The sequence below is a fragment of the Paenibacillus sp. J5C2022 genome, from assembly GCF_025567625.1.
GTDB lineage: Bacteria > Bacillota > Bacilli > Paenibacillales > Paenibacillaceae > Pristimantibacillus.
Genome location: NZ_JAOQJC010000051.1, coordinates 25,142 through 46,266, shown reverse-complemented (window position 1 = coordinate 46,266; position 21,125 = coordinate 25,142). Strand labels below are relative to the sequence as shown.

At 52.2% G+C, this 21,125-nt stretch carries 22 protein-coding genes; 6 read left to right on the top strand and 16 right to left on the bottom strand.

Going from position 1 to position 21,125, the window contains the following annotated elements; genetic code table 11:
• Positions 1-102: 102 nt before the first annotated feature.
• The 9 genes from M6D81_RS27815 to M6D81_RS27775 all read right to left on the bottom strand — a co-directional run bounded on the left by M6D81_RS27815 (position 103) and on the right by M6D81_RS27775 (position 11,486).
• On the bottom strand, positions 103-1,002 hold the full coding sequence (locus M6D81_RS27815; protein WP_262680500.1) for a carbohydrate ABC transporter permease: 900 nt from the start codon (positions 1,000-1,002) through the stop codon (positions 103-105).
• Between the two features lie 33 nt (positions 1,003-1,035).
• The gene (locus M6D81_RS27810) at positions 1,036-1,944 is read right to left on the bottom strand and encodes an ABC transporter permease (RefSeq protein WP_262680499.1); all 909 of its coding nucleotides are present in this window, start codon (positions 1,942-1,944) and stop codon (positions 1,036-1,038) included.
• 188 nt (positions 1,945-2,132) lie between these two features.
• Entirely contained in the window at positions 2,133-4,367 is a 2,235-nt protein-coding gene (locus tag M6D81_RS27805; protein WP_262680497.1) for a helix-turn-helix domain-containing protein, read from the bottom strand.
• Positions 4,368-4,515: 148 nt separating this feature from the next.
• Positions 4,516-5,532, bottom strand: a complete 1,017-nt coding sequence (locus M6D81_RS27800; protein ID WP_262680495.1) for a siderophore ABC transporter substrate-binding protein — start codon at positions 5,530-5,532, stop codon at positions 4,516-4,518.
• 27 nt (positions 5,533-5,559) lie between these two features.
• Positions 5,560-6,318, bottom strand: coding sequence for an iron ABC transporter ATP-binding protein (locus tag M6D81_RS27795; RefSeq protein ID WP_262680494.1), 759 nt, complete (start codon positions 6,316-6,318; stop codon positions 5,560-5,562).
• Positions 6,305-7,258 carry an iron chelate uptake ABC transporter family permease subunit gene (locus M6D81_RS27790; protein WP_262680492.1) on the bottom strand — a complete coding sequence of 318 codons (954 nt, stop codon included), beginning with the start codon at positions 7,256-7,258 and terminating at the stop codon, positions 6,305-6,307. Before M6D81_RS27790 ends, M6D81_RS27795 begins: the two co-directional genes overlap by 14 nt.
• On the bottom strand, positions 7,248-8,201 hold the full coding sequence (locus M6D81_RS27785; protein WP_262680490.1) for an ABC transporter permease: 954 nt from the start codon (positions 8,199-8,201) through the stop codon (positions 7,248-7,250). Before M6D81_RS27785 ends, M6D81_RS27790 begins: the two co-directional genes overlap by 11 nt.
• 278 nt (positions 8,202-8,479) lie before the next feature.
• Positions 8,480-10,000 (bottom strand): UxaA family hydrolase, encoded by a 1,521-nt coding sequence (locus M6D81_RS27780; RefSeq protein ID WP_262680488.1) that lies wholly within the window; start codon positions 9,998-10,000, stop codon positions 8,480-8,482.
• The gene (locus M6D81_RS27775) at positions 9,993-11,486 is read right to left on the bottom strand and encodes a tagaturonate reductase (protein WP_262680486.1); all 1,494 of its coding nucleotides are present in this window, start codon (positions 11,484-11,486) and stop codon (positions 9,993-9,995) included. Before M6D81_RS27775 ends, M6D81_RS27780 begins: the two co-directional genes overlap by 8 nt.
• Positions 11,487-11,645: 159 nt before the next feature.
• Between M6D81_RS27775 and M6D81_RS27770 the strand changes: the two genes are divergently transcribed.
• From M6D81_RS27770 to M6D81_RS27755, 4 genes are all read left to right on the top strand, one after another.
• Entirely contained in the window at positions 11,646-12,521 is an 876-nt protein-coding gene (locus tag M6D81_RS27770; RefSeq protein WP_262680484.1) for an AraC family transcriptional regulator, read from the top strand.
• Positions 12,522-12,679: 158 nt separating this feature from the next.
• Entirely contained in the window at positions 12,680-13,372 is a 693-nt protein-coding gene (locus M6D81_RS27765) for a GntR family transcriptional regulator (protein WP_262680482.1), read from the top strand.
• Between the two features lie 32 nt (positions 13,373-13,404).
• Positions 13,405-14,481 carry a mannonate dehydratase gene (gene uxuA / locus M6D81_RS27760; RefSeq protein WP_262680480.1) on the top strand — a complete coding sequence of 359 codons (1,077 nt, stop codon included), beginning with the start codon at positions 13,405-13,407 and terminating at the stop codon, positions 14,479-14,481.
• Positions 14,482-14,566: 85 nt separating this feature from the next.
• Complete coding sequence (locus tag M6D81_RS27755; protein WP_262680479.1) at positions 14,567-14,674, top strand: DUF6254 family protein; 108 nt, start codon at positions 14,567-14,569, stop codon at positions 14,672-14,674.
• Between the two features lie 114 nt (positions 14,675-14,788).
• On the opposite strand, the gene M6D81_RS27750 is transcribed toward M6D81_RS27755, so the two are convergent.
• The 7 genes from M6D81_RS27750 to sigY all read right to left on the bottom strand — a co-directional run bounded on the left by M6D81_RS27750 (position 14,789) and on the right by sigY (position 18,403).
• Positions 14,789-15,076: a HesB/YadR/YfhF family protein gene (locus M6D81_RS27750; protein WP_262680477.1), complete on the bottom strand. Its 288-nt coding sequence runs from the start codon at positions 15,074-15,076 to the stop codon at positions 14,789-14,791.
• Between the two features lie 113 nt (positions 15,077-15,189).
• Positions 15,190-15,981, bottom strand: a complete 792-nt coding sequence (locus M6D81_RS27745; RefSeq protein ID WP_262680476.1) for an ABC transporter permease subunit — start codon at positions 15,979-15,981, stop codon at positions 15,190-15,192.
• Positions 15,978-16,928 carry an ABC transporter ATP-binding protein gene (locus M6D81_RS27740; RefSeq protein WP_262680474.1) on the bottom strand — a complete coding sequence of 317 codons (951 nt, stop codon included), beginning with the start codon at positions 16,926-16,928 and terminating at the stop codon, positions 15,978-15,980. Before M6D81_RS27740 ends, M6D81_RS27745 begins: the two co-directional genes overlap by 4 nt.
• Positions 16,928-17,137: a PLDc N-terminal domain-containing protein gene (locus M6D81_RS27735; RefSeq protein ID WP_262680472.1), complete on the bottom strand. Its 210-nt coding sequence runs from the start codon at positions 17,135-17,137 to the stop codon at positions 16,928-16,930. Before M6D81_RS27735 ends, M6D81_RS27740 begins: the two co-directional genes overlap by 1 nt.
• Before the next feature lie 69 nt (positions 17,138-17,206).
• Positions 17,207-17,479, bottom strand: coding sequence for a hypothetical protein (locus M6D81_RS27730; protein WP_262680470.1), 273 nt, complete (start codon positions 17,477-17,479; stop codon positions 17,207-17,209).
• Positions 17,464-17,829: a DUF5345 family protein gene (locus M6D81_RS27725; protein ID WP_262680468.1), complete on the bottom strand. Its 366-nt coding sequence runs from the start codon at positions 17,827-17,829 to the stop codon at positions 17,464-17,466. Before M6D81_RS27725 ends, M6D81_RS27730 begins: the two co-directional genes overlap by 16 nt.
• On the bottom strand, positions 17,816-18,403 hold the full coding sequence (gene sigY, locus M6D81_RS27720; RefSeq protein WP_262680466.1) for an RNA polymerase sigma factor SigY: 588 nt from the start codon (positions 18,401-18,403) through the stop codon (positions 17,816-17,818). The genes M6D81_RS27725 and sigY overlap by 14 nt, the downstream gene beginning before the upstream one ends.
• Before the next feature lie 193 nt (positions 18,404-18,596).
• On the opposite strand from sigY, the gene M6D81_RS27715 reads away from it, so the two are divergent.
• Both M6D81_RS27715 and M6D81_RS27710 read left to right on the top strand, forming a co-directional pair.
• On the top strand, positions 18,597-20,354 hold the full coding sequence (locus M6D81_RS27715) for a sensor histidine kinase (protein WP_262680464.1): 1,758 nt from the start codon (positions 18,597-18,599) through the stop codon (positions 20,352-20,354).
• Complete coding sequence (locus M6D81_RS27710) at positions 20,329-21,078, top strand: response regulator transcription factor (protein WP_262680462.1); 750 nt, start codon at positions 20,329-20,331, stop codon at positions 21,076-21,078. The genes M6D81_RS27715 and M6D81_RS27710 overlap by 26 nt, the downstream gene beginning before the upstream one ends.
• Positions 21,079-21,125 lie beyond the last annotated feature (47 nt).

Sequence of the window (21,125 nt, the reverse complement as noted above, 5' to 3'; positions counted from 1 at the left end):
TCGAATCCTCCCTTTTTTTAATCCCGAACTTGTGCTTGACCATTCCTGAACCAAAAACGGAAACAACTCACCTCCCCTCAGAAATTCAAGCCCCACCGCATACTATCCCTTCAGACTGCCGATCATAACCCCTTTGACAAAGTGCCGCTGGACGAACGGGTAGATGATTAAGACCGGGGCGCTCGCCACAACGATAAGCGAATACTTCAGCAGATCCTTCAGCCCTTGTTGTGCCAGCATACGATCGGCATTCATCATCATCGTCGGGTCGATCGTGTTCAGTATGAGAATATTGCGAAGCACGATCTGAAGGGGGAACAGCTCCGGACTCTTCAGGAAGATGAGCGCATCGAAATAAGCGTTCCAATGGCCGACGGCATACATGAGCGTCATAACTGCGATAATGGGCTTCGATAGCGGAAGCACAATGCTGAAGATGAAGCGAAGATCGCTGCATCCGTCCAGCGAGGCGGCTTCCGACAGCTCGTCGGGTATCGTCGTCTGGAAGAAGGTGCGCGCCACGATAACCTGGAAGACAGCGAGCGCTCCCGGCAAGATCATCGCCCAGCGAGTATCCAGCAGATGCAGATTTTTCACCAGCAAGTAATAAGGAATCAGGCCGCCCTCGAACATCATCGTAATGACCAGTATAACCATAATGAGGTTGCGTCCGTGGAACGTCCGGCGTGCCAGCGGGTAAGCCAGCATGACGGTCATGACCACATTAATAAGTGTTCCGGATACCGTATAAATGAGTGAATTCATATAGCCAACCACAATTTGCGGATTATTGAATATGGCCGTGTAGCCCGCCAATGTCACATCGACCGGTAATAACCACACTTTGCCGGAGATAACAGCCTGCGGCGAGCTGAAGGACGAGCTGAAAATATAAACGAGTGGAAAAAGCACAACGATAAGCACAATAGCTAGAAAGACGTATACCCCGTATAAAAATAGACGGTCGCCATTGGATTCTCGAATCGCGTTACGTCTGAACATCGTTCCATTCTCCTTCCCTTGGACGATTTGCCTTTACCACAAGCTGGTATTGGACAATCGTCTCGCCATGTAGTTGACCAGAATAAGCAAGATTAAGTTAATGATGGAATTGAACAGACCAATTGCGGTCGAGAAGCTGAAGCTGGAATTGAGCAGGCCTACCTTGTACACATAAGTGGAGATGACCTCCGAGGTGCTCAAGTTCAACGGATTTTGCATCAAGTAAATTTTCTCGAAGCCAAGCTTCATCAAGTTGCCCAGATTCAAAATAATCAAAATGACCGACACCGGAATGAGGCTGGGAATATCGATATTCCATATTTTCTGCAGACGGGAGGCGCCATCCACCTTGGCAGACTCGTACAGCTCCGGATTGACCCCCGCGAGCGCCGCAATATAGATAATCGCTCCATATCCTGTGAATTGCCATACGTCCGACCACACATATATACTTTTGAACAATCCCGGAATGCCCATAAAGTTCGTGTTCTCTACTCCCAGCCAGGCAAAAAACTTGCTGACGATGCCGACATTGGGCGACAACGTCACGATCAGGATGGAGACCATGATCACTGTAGAAATAAAGTAAGGCGCATATGCGACCATTTGAACCGTCTTCTTGAACAAGCCGTTGCCGACCTCATTCAGCGCCAATGCCAGAATGATGGGGGCGGGAAAGCCCACAAGCAATCCGTACAAGCTGATCCCAAGCGTATTTTTAATGTAAAGCCAGAAGTTGGGCGATTCGAAAAACTGATTGAAATACTTCATGCCTGCCCAAGGGCTGCCCCACATGCCCTGAATGACGTTGTACTCTTTAAATGCAAGAACAATGCCCGCCATCGGAATGTACTTGAATATAATGAGATACGCCATCGGAAGGAGAACGACAAAATACAGCTGCCAATGTCTTCTCATCTTCTTGTAATGGTACTGCAACATCCCTTCCCCTCCATTTCGTCGCTTGTCTATTGCCATTCTATGCGTGGGGCAAACGCCCGAACAAGATACAATAATCGTTGATGAAACCGTTTTCCCGAATTGGAGGCAAACTAATTAAAAACAGCCCCGGACCAAGTCCGAGGCTGCTCGCATTGCGGTACAAACCGATTTCTCATGCCCAACTTTTTTCAACTAGCGCCCTTCCTGGCTTCCCGCTCGCGGAATTCGCTCGGCGTCAGCCCCTTCAGCTTCTTGAACACCCGGCTGAACGATATCGCGCTCGTATAGCCTACCCCTTCAGCCGCTTCCTGAACGGTCATATCCGTCTCAAGCAGCAGCCGCTCCGCTTCCTTCATCCGAATATCAATCAGGAAATCCACGAATTTCTGTCCCGTCTCCTCCTTGAACAATTTGCTGAGATATTTCGGACTGAGGCCGTACACTTCCCCCAGATGATCAAGCGACAAGAGCGGATTGCTATATTCTTCTTTCAAGTAGTGACGTATGCTCCGAATCGTATCCGCATGCTGATTGCCCGCTTGCAATTCTCCGAGCTTATCGGATAGCTGCTGCAGGATGACGCCCGATTGCCGGCCGATCTGATCGACGGATTGACCGTTCTCCATGCAATCGCCAAGCTGCGGCAGTCCATCGCATTCCCATAGCTCCTCCGCCGCCGTGCTAATGGAAGCCATCTCCCTGCCAAGGCTATATATCAGATAGCTCATCAGATGGCGGACCTCGTCTTTCGTCAGCAGCCCTTGCTTCAGTTCAAGGAACAGCTCGTCATGCTTGCTCTTCCAGTCTTCCAGCATGCGGAACGATTGCACGATGGAACGGATCGCATGCAGATGCGCATACACTTCCACCTGCTCCTGATTGGCGATCGTCTCCCACGTAATAATCCGGTTTTCACCCAACGTAATTTTGTACTTCAACGCTTCCTGCGCTTTCCGGAACGAACGGGGGATATCCTCTCTGCTCCGTGCCATCTCTCCGACGCCAATCGTAATCGTGAACTTCAAGTGATGCATCGTCCACTGCCTGACGTTATCCATCATGGAGAGGATATCTGACTCATCCTCCTGGTCCGCATCGACTATGATCACGCCAAGACAGGATGGCGTCACCCATTCGCACCACAGCTTCTTCCCTTCAGCGAGCGCGATCTCCTCCATAATGTGCCTAAGTGCAAACTTCAGCAAGCTCTGATCGCGCGGCGAGAAGCGCTCGCAGAACGCATGAATCTGATCCACCTCCGCGACGAGCAGCAGCTGCGCGTCTGCCGGAGCGGGCAGCAGCATGTCTTCCGCTTCGCGCGCCCATCGCTCCATCGCTTTCGCCTCTCCCTCCGACACCAGCTGCTGGAACAAGTAATTGCGGCGCAACAGCAAGTCTTCCTTGTGCTTCTGTTCGTAATGCTTGAATTCCCCGATCAGATGATCGAACGCCGACTCGATGACGGAGAATTCCTCGATACGTCCTTTCTCCTTCGCATTGAGGCTCTCGGACGGCTGTGTATAGCCGCGGATGCGGCTGACGATCTGCTCCAGCGGTCTGGAGTTGCGGCGGGTGACGAAGATGACCCCCAGCAGCGCGAGGCCTATCATCACAAGGCCGATAATAAACCATACGTTATATAGCGAAGAGATCAGCTTCACGAATTGTCCCTGCATGAGTCCGCTCTCGTAGGTCCATCCCGTATAACCGGACGTATAGCTGGAGAACGTTCTGGCACTGGCAGATTCGGAAGCGCCCTTCGTCAACGCAACGCCGTTCCCGTCCACGATCCTGATGAAGCTCGTCTCCGAATCGTAGAGCCCGCTCGCAAGCGACGCAATCCCCTTCACATCGATATTGACGACGATCATGCCCTTCTCGCCGGACAGGAAGGGAACACCCCGGGCCAGGCTGATCACTGGCTTGTCACCGATGACCGGGAATTCCATGAACGTCCGGACGCCCGTCCATTGCCTGGAGATAACCAGCTCCATATGCCGCTTGATGAAGTCGGCATCCGGGTAGGCGTCCAGATCGCTTGTTGTCGAGTTGCTTAAGACGAACCGGTCGTTGAAGCGGACCAGGTAGATGGAATCAATTAATGTATAGTAGTTCATCAATCTATCCAGCTGCTTGTCCGCATTTATATTAATGTAGACGTTATCGTTCGGCTTTGCGCTGAAGAATGCGTTCAGTGCGGCATTGTTGATCGTCTCCATCATGATCATCTGGTCGATCGCCTTCAGCTGTGTGTCGATTAGTCTGATCGCTTGCTCCGACAGCATCTTGTTCGCTGCTATCGCTTCTTTCCGTTGCTGCTCGCTAAGCATCTGGAAGAAGACGAAGAACAAGAACGAGATGATAATGATGATGATCGGCATGTACGACAACAACAAACGATAAAACCAGGTTTTCCTGAACATAGTACGCCTGCCCTCCATTTCATTTGCTGTATGCATCTTATTATAGCAAACGCTTTCAAGTAATTCGTCTCCGATTCCTCATTTCCTGCTTTCGCACAAAAAAAGCGGGCTCTCTCCATAAGAGAAAGCCCGCTTGCGCGCCGATAGATTATTGCTCCAAAACAGCTTTGATCTCGCCGATCATTTCCGTGACGGATGAAAGGCCGCCGCCGGCCAAATACCAGCTTTCCGCATTCAAGTAACCGATTTTGCCGTTTTTGAACGCATTTGTATTTTCCATAAGCTTGTTCTCAATGAATTCCTTCGCTCCGGCTTCTCCTTCGACGGCCGCATTGCGGTCAAGCACGAACAGGTAATCCGGATTTTTCTCGGCCACATACTCGAACGTCACTTCCGCGCCATGATTGGAAATCTCGATGCCGTCATCGGCCGGTTTCACCCCGAGCACATCATGCGGGAAGCCGAAGCGTGAAGTCGGTCCGTATGCTTTCAGAGTTCCGGAGTTGGCCATGACGAACAGTCCCTTCTTTTCGTCGTTCGCCGTCATATCCGTCACTTCTTTAATCGACGCATTGATCTTGGCCAGTTCCGCCTCCGCCTCCGCTTGCTTGCCGAAGATTTCACCAAGCTGGTTCACGATGGAAGTGAAGGATTCCATATATTTCGTCGTATCGACGTTGAAGTACACGGTAGGAGCGATTTTGTTCAATTCCTCATAGGCTTCCGATGCGCGTCCGGAGATGATGATCAGATCCGGGGAAATGCCGTCAATCGTCTCGAAGTCGGGCTCGAACAGCGTGCCGGCGTCCGTATATTTCTCATCTTTGAATTTCTCCAAATATTTCGGCAGATTGGATTTCGGCAGCGCATCCACCTCTACACCCAGCACATCCAGCGTATCCACTACGCCGTAATCGAATACGACAACAGTCTCGGGATTGGTCTTCACTTTCGCCTCGCCCAGCTCATGCTTCACGACAATTTCAGCTGGAGCCGGCGCCTTGGTAGCGGGCACCTCCGTTGCCGGAGCATTCGTCGCTCCTCCTGTATTGCCGCCGTTATTGCCATTGCTGTTGCTCCCGTTATTGCCGCCGTTCGATCCGCAAGCCGCCAGCACCATTGCGAATACAAGCAGTACCGCAACCATATTAAATGATTTTCTCATTTCTTCCACCCCTATAATGAATTTGTATTATGTGAAATAGACGCCGATACGATTGCCGTTAATGGTCTCGATCGGGATGTCCATATCATAAACGTTCTCAAGCACCTCAGTGTCGATCATGCGGTCCGTCGATCCTTCGTTGACGATTGTCCCGTCCTTCAATGCCACGATGTAATCGGAATAGCAGGAAGCGAAATTAATGTCGTGAATGACGATGACAACCGTCTTCCCCTTCTCCTCCACAAGCCGGCGGAGCACCTTCATAATGCTGACGGAATGCTTCATATCCAGATTGTTCAACGGTTCGTCCAGCAGAATGTAAGGCGTGTTCTGAGCGACCACCATCGCGATGAATGCGCGCTGCGACTGACCGCCGCTTAGCTGATCCAGGAATTTGTCCTGCATCTCCGTGAGTCCCAAATACGCGATGGCCTCGTCGACTTGCTGCCAATCCTGCTTCGTCAGCTTGCCCTGCGAATACGGGAAGCGTCCGAAGCTGACGAGCTCTCTGACCGTTAACCGCAGCGTCAGGTGATTGGACTGCTTCAGAATGGATATCGTCTTGGCAAGCTCGGTGCTGTTCCAGTCCGCCACATCCTTGCCTTGAATAAGCACCTGCCCGGCATCCTTCGTCTGCAGTCTGCTCATCAGGGAGAGAAGCGTGCTCTTCCCCGCCCCGTTGGGACCGATGAAGGAGGTAATCGCTCCTTCCTTGATCTTCAGCGAGACGGCATCCACGACTTTCTTGCCGCCATAGGCTTTCGACACTCCTTTAACCTCGATCATGAGCCCGACTCTCCTTTAACAATAAATATAAGAAGTAGATGCCGCCGACAAAGTTGATAATGACGCTGACGGTCGTATTGAACGAGAATATCCGCTCCACGATCAACTGCCCGCCGACCAGCGCAATAATGCTGATCAGAATAGATGCGGGAATCAGCATGCTATGGCGGTACGTCTTCATGAACTGGTACGCCAGATTGACGACGAGCAAGCCCAGGAAGGTGATCGGGCCGACGAGAGCTGTCGATACCGACACCAGAATGGTCACGATAATAAGCATGTTCTTCACTACGGCGTTGTACGGTATGCCCAGATTGACCGCATGGTCCTTGCCAAGCGACATCGCGTCCAGATACTTGCGGAACCGCAAGCTGTAGACGGCTACGCAGCCAAGCAGAATCACCGACAGCAGCAGCAGCTCGTCGTTCACATTGTTGAAGCTGGCGAACATCCGGCTGGTCAGTATTTGAAATTCGTTCGGATCGATCAATACTTGCAGGAACGTCGATATGCTCTCGAACATCGTCCCCATGACGAGACCGATTAACAGCAGGAAGAACAGATTCTGACCGTCCCGTTGAAACAGCAGCTTATAGAGAATGCCTACAAACAAAATCATAATAATCGTCGTAATGGCAAAGTTCATATGGTCGTTCGCGCTCGGGTAGCTGAGCGAGCCGAATACGAACACGATGAACGTCTGAATGAGCAGGTACAGGTAATCCAGGCCGATCACGCTCGGCGTCAATATGCGGTTGTTCGTCATCGTCTGGAAGATCAGCGTCGCATAACCGATAGCCCCTCCCGTCAATACAATGGCAAGCACCTTCTTCAGCCGTCTGGGCAGTGCGTAATCCCAATTATGCGGCAGGTCGATCAGCACGAAGCAGGCTGCCAATGCGAGCGCCGCTCCGACAAGAATCCACAGTTTAACTTTCATAAGCTCTTCTCCTCAGCAACAAGAACAGGAACACGACACTTCCGATTACGCCTACGGTGAGGCTGATCGGAATCTCATACGGGTAAATGATAATGCGCCCCAGCACATCGCACGCCAGCAGGAAGACGGCACCCATGACAGCGGTATGCACCAGCGTCTTCTTCAAGTTGTCTCCCAGATACAGAGCGACAATATTAGGAATGATCAGGCCAAGGAACGGAATCGTTCCAATCGTCACGATGACGACTACCGAGATAAGCGCCACGATGACAAGCCCTACATTCACGACGAACTTGTGATTGAGGCCCAGATTGGTGGCGAAGTCCTCTCCCATGCCCGCAATCGTAAATTTCCCCGCATACAGATACGCGACGACCAGCAGCGGAATGCTTATGTACAGCAGCTCGTAGCGTCCTGCCATCACAGAGGTGAAGCTTCCCTGCAGCCATGCGGTCAGGCTTTGAATCAAGTCATGCTTATAAGCATAGAACGTCGTAATGGAATTAATGACGTTGCCGAACATGAGACCGACAAGCGGAATGAATATGGCATCCTTGAACTTCAATCGGCCCAGAAATTTCATGAACAGATAAGTGCCGGCCAGCGCGAACGCGAACGCAATCAGCATCTGTACGATCGTGCTTGTCGCCGAGAACAGCAGCATCGACACGACCATTCCCAGCTTCGCGGCGTCGTCCGTTCCCGCGGTCGTAGGGGAGACGAACTTGTTGCGGCTAAGCTGCTGCATAATCAGACCCGCGATGCTCATGCTGAATCCCGCGATAAGGATGCTGATCAGTCTTGGAATACGGCTGATGGACATAATCTGCCATTGCTCCGGCGTCATCGAGAACAGGTCCAACGGCGATATGCCCTTCACTCCGATGAAGAGCGAGGTCAACGATAAGATTACTAGCGCAATCAGCAAATACCAAAGCTTCATTCTTCTACCCTCTAATCTGACTGTAACTTGGTACATCTCTGTGAAATAAAGATAATCATTCTCAGTCAACCCTGAAAAGAAAGCTCCGATGCCCTGGCATGTTGGACTGGGACGAGAGCTTTACTGAAGCCATTATAATATTGATAATGATTATCATAACCATGGATTATGTTACATCATGTGCTCCCCATCGTCAATAGGAAGATGAAAAAAAGATGAAGACTGTGGCAAAAAAGTAAACGGAGCGGCCGTCTCGCGCGACTGGCCGCTCCTTATCGCTATAAAATGACGCCATCCTTGAATATGGCGATTTCCTTGAAGCCGTTGCGCTCATTCAGCGTATGGACTTCACCGGAAGCAATGGCGATCAGTTGCTCCCACAGTTCGTCGCTTAATTCGTCCATGCTCTTCCCTTCCAGCAATTGTCCCGCATTGAAGTCAATCCAGTTCCGCTTGCGCGCGGCAAGCTCGCTGTTCGTGGCAAGCTTCACGGTAGGCACCGGCCCGCCGAACGGCGTTCCCCTTCCCGTCGTGAACAGCACGATATGCGCTCCGCCGGCGGACAGCGCCGTAACCGACACGAGATCGTTGCCCGGCGCTTCCAGCAGCTGCAATCCGCTGTGGCGCACTCGCTCTCCATAAGGCACCACGCCGGAGACGATGGCATGCCCTCCCTTCTGGGTGCAGCCAAGCGACTTCTCCTCCAGCGTCGTAATGCCTCCGGACTTATTGCCCGGCGAAGGGTTCTCGTAGATCTCCTGATTGTGGCGAATAAAGTATTGCTTGAAATCGTTGATCAGATCCACAATCTGATGGAACACCGCCTCATCGGCCGCACGATTCATCAGTATCGTCTCCGCTCCGAACATCTCCGGCACTTCCGTTAATATGGCGGTGCCCCCCGCCCCGATCAGCCGGTCCGACACCGCGCCGACAAGCGGATTGGCTGTTATGCCGGAGAAGCCGTCCGAGCCGCCGCACTTCAATCCCAGCTTCAGCCGCGATACCGGGACCGGCTGGCGAAAGAACGTCTCGGCATAGCCGACGAGCCCTTCGATTCGCTCCAGCGCCTCTTCGATCTCATCGGCCGCTTCCTGCGATTTCATGAACTGGATACGTCTCGCATCATAATCGCCGATCACGGACCGGAACGATTCCACCTGGTTGTTCTCGCAGCCCAGTCCTATGACCAGCACACCTGCCGCATTGGGATGATGGACGAGCGAAGCGAGCAGCTTCTGCGTATAGGTCAGATCGTCGCCGAGCTGGGAGCAGCCGAACGGATGGGCGTAATGATAGATGCCGTCCACCCTTCCCTGGAATGCCGCCGAAGCTTGCCTTGCAATGATTTCACATGTTTTGTTAATGCAGCCGACCGTATTGATAATCCAGATTTCGTTGCGGATGCCGACTTCTCCGTTCTCGCGGACGTACCCCATGAATGTACGATTCGCATCAGGGGTGCTTGACAATGCCTTCGTTCGGTCAGCATCGGCTTGCCGGCTGTCAGACTCATACACATAGTCCAGCAGCCCCTGCAGTCCCGTACGCAAATTATGCGTATGCACCCAACTGCCGGGCTCTATCCGCTCCTTTGCCTTGCCGATGGAATAGCCGAACTTCCGCACATCCATATCCCGCTCCACAAGCTCGGCCGCAATTTTATGCCCTCTTGGCACATCCTCCCTAAGCTCCAGCACTGTCGCGCCATCCTCCAACAGCAGATGCTCTCCAGCAGTGAAGGAACGAAGCGTCACAACGACATGATCATCGGGATGAAGCCGAATCCAATCAGACATGAGGCAATCCCTCCCATACATCCAATTGACTGCTTAATGCTGCCGCCAGCCGATTGCCGGAGGCGAGAGCATTCAGATTGCATCCCCACAGCTCTTCGCGGGACAATAGCTGCGCCACCGTCTCCTGCAGCGGCTGCGCCTGCCGCTCCGCGACCGACCATATTCCGGCGATCAGCTCCAGCAGCTCCTCATCGTCCCTCACTGTATAACGCGAGCCGTTCAGCGCTTCCCCGACGAACCCGTTGTCACCTTTGCTCACCTTATAGTAGCGCAGCAACCCCGCCATGCCCGCCACCAGACCGGCAGGCAGATCAGAATGACGCATCGCATACTGCAGAGAAGGCAGCAGCCTGACCTTGAACTTGCTTAAGCTGTTCATCGCGATATCCGACAGACGGTGGCGAATGAACGGATTCAGGAAGCGCCCGTAGACATCCTGCGCATATTGGCGAAGCTCCGCCGCATCCAGCTCAGGCAGAGCCGGAATGATCTCATGCTCCACGGCCAACTTCACCAGCCGTCCGACTTGGGGATGCTCCATCGCCTCACGGACGGTCTCCAGCCCCAGCACGATGCCCAGCGGCGTCATAAGCGTATGGGAGCCGTTCAGTATTCGCACCTTCCGCAGCTGGAACGGCTTCAGATCGTCGACCCAATGCACATTCAGCCCGGCCTTGCGCAGCGGCAGCAGACGCTCTAGCTCTAGCTCCCCTTCAATTGCCCAGAAGTGATAGGGCTCGGCGGTCGTCAGCATGGGATCGCGATACCCCCACTCCCCGAACCATCGCTCCGTCAATTCCTGCTCCGGATAACCGGTCACGATCCGGTCGACAAGCGAGTTCAGGAAGCGGTTATGCTCCTTCACCCACTGCTTGAACGACTCCGGCAGCTCCCAGTCTTCGCAATACTGCAGCACGCATTGCCTCAGCGTATCGCCGTTCCTCTCCAGCAGCTCGCAAGGCAAGCAGACCAGCCCGGCATCCGGCGAACCGCCGAAGTGCAAGTATCTGCGATACAACAGCACGGTCAGCTTGCCGGGATAGGAGTGTATCGGCTGCCCTTCCGTATACGGCTCCGGCCGGTATGCCAGCCCCGCCTCCGTCGTGTTCGATACGACGACCTTCAGCTCCGGACGCTCCGCCAGCGACAAGAACCTGTCCCATTCCGAATAGGGATCGAACGCTTCGCTGATCGCGGAGATGACCTCTCTCCTCTCGACGGGATTCCCTTCTTCCAGTCCTCGTAGAACCAGGGTATACAAGCCGTCTTGCGCAGCCAGCGCATCAATCTTCGGCTTGCCGCCCGGTCTGGGCTGCGTCACGGCAATACTCCCGTCATACAGACCTTGCTTGCGGCATTGCTCAATCATCCAATCGAAGAAGCCGCGCAGAAAGTTGCCTTCGCCGATCTGCAGTATCGTGACAGGTCCCGCATCTCCTTGCTCTCCTGTATGCCATATATTTCGGTTAATCGTCTGTGCATCCATCCGTCCCATACCCCCTCGTCAATATTGTCATCTATTGCTATTATAAAAAACAAAATAAGCGATAGAAATGATCGATATTCGCATATTTGTACCTTATTATGATAATTGGTACACTATACCTAGCTTAATAAAAGACTGCAATAGGAGGCAGGACGAAAGATGGAGCTATACCGCAAAAAATTCCAATACGATGCCGAATTTCCGTTCGATTATTCGTACCGCGATACGAGGAGCGCACAAAACGAGCTGCCTGACCATATTCACGACTGGTATGAAATCGTCTATATTTATTCCGGCGGCGGCACCTTCTTCATCGACCAAGGCATCTACGAGGCAAGAGCGGGCGATGCACTGCTCATTCCAGGCAATACGATTCATCGCTCCTTCCCTGTGGACAGCGATCCCAAAACATCGACTGCACTATTCTTCAGTCCTTCGCTGGTGCATCATCAGCCGCTTGGCGACTCGTTCTCTTATCTGCGGTTATTCGAGCTGGCCAGAAGGCACCAGTCCTATCGCTTAACACTCGATGCGCAGCAACGGGGACGAATCGAGGAGCTGATTGAGCTTGTCCACCTTGAAATGTCCGAACGGACAGCCGGCTATCGACAAGCCGCGCTCTTGCATCTGCAGCACATTCTGCTGCAGCTTGGCCGCTGCCTAGATCGCGCTCAACCGATTGTCGAAGCAGCCGACAGCCGCACAGCCGTACCCGGCTGGATGAACGGCATTCTGCGTTATATCGAGGACAATCTGGACGGCCGTCTCGGTCTTGCGCAGCTTGCGGAACGGGCTTCCGTCACGCCATCCCACTTCTCTCGCGTGTTCAAAGGACTGACGGGAATGAATGTGACGGACTATGTGACGACCAAACGGATCATCCAGGCCAAGGAGCTGTTGCTGGAGGATGATCGCAATGACGACAATATTGCCGCCATCGCCGCCAGCTGCGGCTTCGACAGCCTGCCTCACTTTCACCGCCGCTTCAAGGGGCTGACGGGCACCACCCCCGCCAAATACCGGCGCGGGATGTAAGCATAGCGGCACGTCTGAGACTGCTGCTTGTCCTTCACATTTCACACCTCCATTTCATACCTCCTCTACATTCCTCGCATGCAAACTCCCTTTCTCATTACCATACTTGTATGGTAGTATGGTAATATCCAATTAGTAATCGAGAGGAGGATGCACGCATGACAAGGTACGATTCACATACATCGTCCCGTTCCACCAGGGATAACGTCTACCAGGCATTGAAGGAGCAAATCGTGAATTTGAAGCTTGCGCCCGGTACGCCGCTTTCCGAGAATGAGACGTCCGTCTCCTTTCAGGTCAGCCGCACTCCTGTCAGAGAGAGCTTCATGAAGCTCGCTCAGGAAGGCCTCGTTCAAGTACTGCCTCAGCGCGGGACGTTCGTCTCGCTTATTGACACGGCGCTTGTAGCGGAGGCTCGATTCATGCGCGAGCAGTTGGAATGCGCCGTCATCAAGCTCGCTTGTGAAGCCATAACGCCTGATGCCCTGCAGCGGCTGGAGACCAACTTACTGCTTCAGCAGGATTGCGTGAGACGCGAAGATGAAGACGGCATGTTCCGGCTGGATCAAGAATTCCACAGACTGCTGTTCGAGAGCTGCGGCAAGAGCAACACATGGAACGCAATGTCCCAGCTGACCGTTCACCTGAGCCGGAGCCGCAAGCTGATGCTGACCGACGATCATGACTGGAGACATCTGTATAATCAACACCGGGAGATGATCGATTGCATTAAACTGCATGACGCCGACAAGGCGGCTTCAATCATGAAGTCCCATATTAGTCTGAACATCGTGGATCAGGCATTACTGAGAGAGAAGTACCCTCACTACTTCACGAATGAAAGTGATTGAATCGCAACTGGAGAATAAAGGAGCTGCAAGCGATGCGCATGACATTCAGATGGTTCGGAGAAGACAACGACACCATACCTCTTCCACATATTCGGCAAATTCCGGGAACGGAAGGCATTGCCTGGTCGCTGCATCACCTGGCCGCCGGCGAGGAATGGCCGATGGAGAGCATTCTGGAAGTGAAGGAACAGGCCGCACGTGCAGGATTGCATATCGATGTCGTTGAAAGCGTTAACGTACATGAGGATATCAAGCTGGGCTTGCCTTCCCGGGACAACTATATCGCCAATTACAAGCGTACAATTCGGAAGCTCGGTCAGGCCGGGGTCAAGGTTATCTGCTATAACTTTATGCCGATCTTCGATTGGACGCGCACCGAACTGCGCAAGGAGCTGGAAGACGGGGCAACTGCCCTGTTCTTTGAGAACAGCCGGATCGACGATGAGCCCGCCCTTCTCGTGGAACGAATTAACAAGGACTCGGCGCTGACGATGCCTGGATGGGAGCCGGAGCGGCTGCGGCATCTGTCGCGTCTGTTCGAAGCTTACCGCAACGTAACCGAGGAGCATCTGTGGCATAACCTTGCCTACTTCCTTCGCGAGATTATTCCGGTGGCGGCAGAGAGCGGCATACGAATGGCCATTCATCCCGACGATCCGCCATGGTCGGTATTCGGACTGCCCCGCATCATGACGAATCGGGACAACTTGCGGAGATTGCTGGAACTGTATGACCATCCCTCGAACGGCATCACGTTGTGCAGCGGCTCGTTAGGCGCCAATCCGCATAACGATATTATCGCCATGATCCATGAATTTTCCGATCGCATTCCGTTCGCCCATATTCGCAATATACGCAGATTCGGCAACGGCGATTTCGTCGAGACGTCGCACCGGACAATGGATGGCTCTGTCGACATTGCAGGTATCGTGAAAGCGTTCCACGACATCGGCTTCGAAGGGTATGCTCGTCCCGATCATGGACGGCACATCTGGGACGAGCAATGCCGTCCGGGCTACGGCCTGTACGATCGGGCGCTTGGCATTATGCATCTGTGGGGACTTTGGGACGGCTATGCATACGTCCGTGCACATGGGGAATCATCCTGAGCTGTTCTATACCGCCGGATCATCCGCATTCATGAATACCACGCAGGGCAATTTGCCATTCTAAGACGAAAGGAGGCCAGCCATTATGACATCATCCAAAAATCGACGCGAGAATGCATGGAATCAGCGCAAGCAAAATCAGCGCCCGCCGCATGGCAAGGTAAAATCGCTGAAGGAATTAAGCGAGGAGTAGCATGACCCGTTTTTGAACAAGATAAAGACACCCCGCACTGCTTTGGCTGGCTGTGCGGGGCATTCCTGTTATTGCTAATGCTGCTGCATCTGTTGCTCTTTCGATTATCGCTATTTAAACGACCTTCATCACAATCTCTTCATGCTTGTCGTCGAAGGAAATGCGAAGCTCCTTATTGTCCAGATACCACAAGTTATCCTCTTCCATATAGAAGGTTATCCCTTCCACCCGCTGACTGAGACCGGGACGCACAGGCTCATCCTTCATGACACCCAGCGACAAGCCGGGATGCACGCTGCCGCAGCCGCCAAGTCTGACGAATATCCGCAGGTGGTCGCCGTCGCGAAGTTCCATTCCGTCCTTGTACCACTTCGCTGCCGCCTGTTCCACTGTCAATTTCATCGCTGTCAGCTCCTTAGAGAATCAGTGGAGAACATATGTGCGCAACACTTATGAACTTATGAATCGTTCTCCCTTACCTCCATTATAACCGCTGCGTGCGTCCCCGACTATCCTTAATCAATGGCGGGACTTCGGCGCAGCAGTGCCGCTGCCCCATACAATACTGCGATAATGACAGCCAGAGCAACGCCGACAGAAGGAACATAATCCGCGGACGAAAGTGTCATGCCGGACGCCAGGGCATAGGCGTAGCCGCTAATTGCACCGGGACTCCATTCCATATATCTCGGCAGCAGACTGGACAGCACACTTAACAGCAAGGACAGTCCCAATGCCGCGAATGCCGCTCCGGCAGCGCTGCGCAGCACCGTGCTGAACAGAATCGTCAGCGTCATGACGAAGCTTAGCCATAGTCCGAACATCGCGAAGCTGGATAAGAACGATGCAATCGGCACGACCTCGATAAGCAGCCATGTATAATACCATGCGGCCAGGTAACCCGCCAGCAACGACCCCCATGCAAGGAGCTGCATAGCCGCCCACTTGGCGCTTATATAAGCGCTGAAGGAGATCGGCTTGACGAGAACAAGCGATGCCGCTCCGCTATTGCGCTCCCCGGATACGGTGCCCATAAATACGAGAACCAGCACCAGCAATCCCATCACGCCGAACTGGGAGAGCGTATCCGCCAGCACTTGACCGCCCTCCGGCATCGGAATTTCGATTACCGTTCCTTCCGGCATATTGCCCGCTTTCTCCAGAATGACCGGCAGATAGTAAGTCGAGACTGGCTGCATAATGCCAAGCAGAATAAAGAGCAGCGGCACCCAGATCAGCTTGAAGCTGCGCTGAAGCTCCAACAATTCCTTCCAAAGCAATACGAACCATCGTGACAACCCGCTCATTCCGCCACCACCTTCATAAACAGATCTTCCAGACTGGAATGGCCAACCTCCAGCCGGTTTACCTTCACGCGTTCCTTGGCAAGCTCGCTCAACAGCCATTCTCTTGCCTTGTCTATATCGTCGACAATGACCTTCATAGCACCTCTTTGATGATGCTCCACTTGCTTGAACAAAGCATGTCCGTTCACCAAGCCTGCCCCGGCGCTCACTTTATCCGCAAAGTCTCGCAGCCAGGACAGTGAACGCTCATCCTCCTCCAGCTGCAGCTCGATCAAGGAACGCCGATGCCGGTTCCTCACGTCGGAGAGTGAGCCTTGAAGCGCAATCTCTCCTCTTCGAATGATGACAACATCATCGCACAGTTCCTCTGCGTCATGAAGCACATGCGTCGAGAACAGCACCGTCGTCTCCCGCTTCAGCTCCTCCAGCAGCTTCAGTACCTCCCGGCGGCCGATCGGGTCCAGCGCCGATACCGGTTCATCCATAATCAGCAGCTTGGGGCGATTCACCAGTGCTTGTGCCAGTCCAAGGCGCTGCTTCATCCCTCCGGAATAACCGCGAATGCGGCGCTTGGCCGCATCGCCTATGCCGACCCGCTCGACAAGCTCAATGGCTCTCTTCTTCGCATCCGATGCTCCCAATCCGCTCAACTTTCCAATGAACGATACATACTCCAGCCCTGTCATCCAGCCGTAGAAGGTGGGGGATTGCGGCAGATAACCCAGCAGGCTTTTTCGTTCCAGCTCCGTACCCGCGCCCTGGAATTGGATATGGCCGCCCGTCTGCTTCAGCAAGCCGGCCAACATGCGTATCGTTGTCGTCTTTCCTGCACCGTTGGGGCCGAGCAGCGCAACGCAGCGCCCTTCATGAACGGTGAAGCTGATTCCCTCCACCGCTCGCGTAGTGCCGAACGACTTGCTTAGATTCTTTACTTGCAGCAGCTCCATTACCCATCCCTCCTCTTGCCGAACAGCAGGAAGGCGATTGGACCAATTAGATTGATGAAAATAATGATCAAAATCCACATGATTTTCGGTCCTCTCGTCTCCTCCGCTTTCACACATTGAATCAAGGCTATAATCATCAAAATCAATTGAATGACAATAATCGGCGCAATAATCGCCAACAGCTTGGACAGCTCCAAATCTTCCGCCATTGCAATGCCTCCCTTTCATATCCATCGTTAGGGATTACCCCAATGATTACCCCAAGCGCTTCGTATTGCCTAGCGCTTCCCTTCTTCACCATCTATCCCGTCTCCGCTCAGTCCGCCGCTTGCGCTTGAACCGCTTCCTTCTTTTCGCTTCAGCAGCCCTTTCCTGACGATAATCCAGTAACAGATCAACGGCAGGGGACATTGAATGAGCCCCCAGATTCCCCAGAACCAGGGCATGCTGTCACGCTTGCGCGCATCCAGAAACAGCCAAGTGGATTGTGCAATCAGCAGAAGCGCGATTGCCGACCAGAAGAGAGGGGACTGCTTCAGCTGCTCTTCCATCCACCGCTCCCCTTTCGTCTCCAATGCATAATTCCCAAGAACAGGATACCGCCCCAGCTCGCGGCAATCTGCAGCGTGACAAACCATATCACATCCTGTGTCCACAGCCAGCCTGCTCCGCCCAGCAGCAGCAGCGCTGTCAGCCAGAACAGCCACAGCTCCTTCCACTGCTTCCGGCGCAAGGAAGATTTATGCTCGCCAATGAACGACTCCAGCTCCTTAATCGAGGGAGCTTCCGCCTCCGCTTCGAACGACTTGTCGAACCTCTGAAGCTCTCCCTTCACATGCCGCTGAAACCACAGTTGGTCATCCATCTCCTCTACGCCTTTAACACCCTTATCTTTGCTCATCGTCCGCAAGCTCCTTTCTTAACTGCTTCAGTCCGGCGTGCAGCCTTGACTTAACCGTCCCTGTCGGCACTTCCAGCATGTCGGCGATTTCCTCTTGCGAATACCCGTAATAATATTTGAGCAGCACCGGCATCCGAATCCGCTCCTCCAGCTGCCCCAGCGCCCGCAGCGCTTCCGGCCAGTCGCCCATGCGCTGCATCGACTCGTACTTCAGCTTGCGAAGCGCTTGCTGCTCCTCTTGCATCCACCTTCGTTCCCTCTCGATCCGCCTGGATCGGTCAATGGCCAGTCGGGATGCAATTGCAATCAGCCAGGTCGAGAATTTCGACTGCGCCTGAAAGCTGCCTATCCGTTCGATCGCTTTCAATATCGTCTCCTGGGTCAAATCTTCCGCGCGCTCCTTATCCATCGTCAGCTTGAGCGCATAATGATAGAGAAAAGAATAATTCCGCTGCACCAATTCCGCGAGCGATCGTTGCTGGCCGCGCTTGGCTTCTCGCACCAGACCAGCTTCTTCTTGTGCAAGCTTGCGTTTATCCTGAATGGGGGGCCCTCCTCCTTGCTCATGCTTCATCTGACAATATGACGCTCAACCTCGTCATTTCGTTCATCGGCTATAAACTTTTTTCAGTTTTCACTGATTTTTATCATAATCAATCGGATTAGCTTCTTTTGTCAACAAGCCAAACAAGTTATAATATCCTACTAGACTTGACCGCAAAACAATGTAAGCGCTTTACGATATGAAATGTTAGAGGTGATGCCAAATGTTCAAGCATTTTAAAATCAAACGCAAAATTCAACTTATTCTTTTGCTTCAAGCCGCAATGATGAGTGTATTCAGTTGGGCTTCAGTCCATGTTTCTTTTCATATCTATGAGAAAAAAATGTATGAGGAGTTTACGGATAAATTTTATCTGTATTCTAAAATGCTTCATTCTACTTTGAATGAAATTGCAGAAATGTCCTTATCTGTCGCCTCCGATCAGGAAATTCAGCAATTTCTGGGCATCATACGTCGGACGCCGGGATCTTATGAAGCCATAGTAGCGGAAGATATGCTTGTGAATAAACTCATGTCATATCCTACAAGTAAACCGTACATCGAGTCCATGGCTATTCTGACAAATCATAAGCAATACAGCGCCGGCATGAACGTTCTGAAGTACAGCGACAAAGAGACAGCAAACTTGATCCGTCTTGCTTCGGACAAGAAAGGGGGAGACTCCTGGGCCCAGTCGCTCGACAGCAGCGGAGCGCTTAATTTCGCAAGGCAAGTACTGGAGATTGAAGGTCTGAGTCTGAATGCATTAGGAAGCGTCGTGATTCGCGTAAGCATGGATAAGCTGCTGTCCGCCGCCAGGTTTCAAATTTCCAACTATAACTCGCGGCTCCTGCTGTTTTCCGGCGACAACCTCCTCTATCCCATTCGAAGCGGCGGGGATTTCACAGAAGTGACGTCCGTCAGTCCGGGGCGGCAGGCGGGAGGTTATCAGATCGTTACAGTCGAAGGCAGCAAATACTTACGAACATTTGCCGAGTTCCCTCCCGCCGGTTGGACATTCGTGCATTTGATTCCTTACGACAAGCTCTTCAGCGACATCGTTCGGATGAAGATATTGATCATCTTGCTTCATATTCTTATGTTCGCCTTCATTATGTATATCGGAATAAGGCTGGCCAGAAGCATTACGACACCTATCGAGACTTTAACGAGAAAGATTGAAGCGGCCGGTAAAGGATATTTTGAAGCTGGGAAGGACGCTGGACCGATGAACCGGGATGAAATCGGATTGTTGAACCGCGATTTCAACAAAATGACGGACAAGCTGGACGCATTGATAAAAGAAAACTATTTAAAGCAAATTGTGCTTAAAGAAACGGAATATCAAGCATTGCGAGCCAAAATCAACCCTCACTTCTTATACAATACGTTCGAATCAATCAATTGGCTGGCAATCATGAACGGACAGGAGCAAATATCCCGCATGATTAAAGCGCTTGGCGATTTACTAAGATGTTCAATTTCGGCCGAGGAGTCAATTACTCTCAGAGAAGAGCTCGCCAACTTGCAGCATTACGTCACGATCCAAAAATTTCGCTTCCAAGATAAATTGGTGTATCGGCAGGACATCGATGAAACCTTTCACCAGCTGAGCCTTCCTTCATTTGTTTTGCAGCCTCTGGTAGAGAACTCTATTATTCATGGAGTTGAAGAATCCTCGGGTGAATGCATCGTTACCGTTACAGCGGAGCATTACGGAGACCGCTTGAAGCTTGGTGTTCACGATACGGGGCCGGGCATGGATGAGATCATGCTGGAGAAACTTCATCGCGGCGAAGCTGTCAATACAGGTACCGGTGTTGGGCTTATCAATATCGACAGCAGAATAAAAATGATGTTTGGCGAGAAGTTCGGCATCAGAATCGGCAAGCCTTCTTCCGGCCATGGAGTTTCCGTATTCATTGAACTACCCTATAAAAAGGAGCTGAAGAAGAATGTTCAAAATCTTGATTGTGGATGACGAGATGCTTATTCGAGAGGGAATTAAGTCCTCGATTAATTGGCATAGCCTGAATATTAAGCAAGCGAATACAGCCAAGGATGGAGAAGATGCCTACAAAAAAGCGGCGGCAGAAGAACCGGACATTATTATTACGGATATAAAAATGCCCAAAATGAATGGATTGGAGCTCATTCGCAAACTGCGCAAGGAGAAGAAGGAAACCAGATTCGTCGTGCTGTCCGGATACGGCGAATTTCAATATGCCCAACAGGCGATGAGCGACGGCGTAAGACATTATTTGTTGAAGCCCACAAACATTGAGGAAATTACGAAAGCACTAACGGAAATTACTGGGGAGCTTGCGGTAGGGAGTGGAAGGGATGATGACAACGGCATTATGCCCGGAAACGATGTCGTTCAACAAATGCTGGAGCTTGTACGGCTGCATTATAGCAAGGAAACGCTGTCTTTAGGCTGGATCGCCAAGGAGAAGCTATTCATGAATACTGACTATTTAGGCAAGCTGTTCAAGAAAGAGCTGGGAGAAAGTTTTTCTCAATATTTGATGAAATATAGAATGACACAGGCCAGGGAACTGCTGATGTCTCCAAAAGGATGGAAAGTTTATGAGATTGCTGAGCGGACTGGCTTCGGAACGAATCCCCAATATTTCGCAAAAGTCTTCAAAAAAACGATGGGCATTACTCCCCATCAGTATAAACAAGTCCGGCGCAATCACTGATAAGTGCAATTATTGGTCTGATATATTCCTTTTGGCGTCGGAATTAA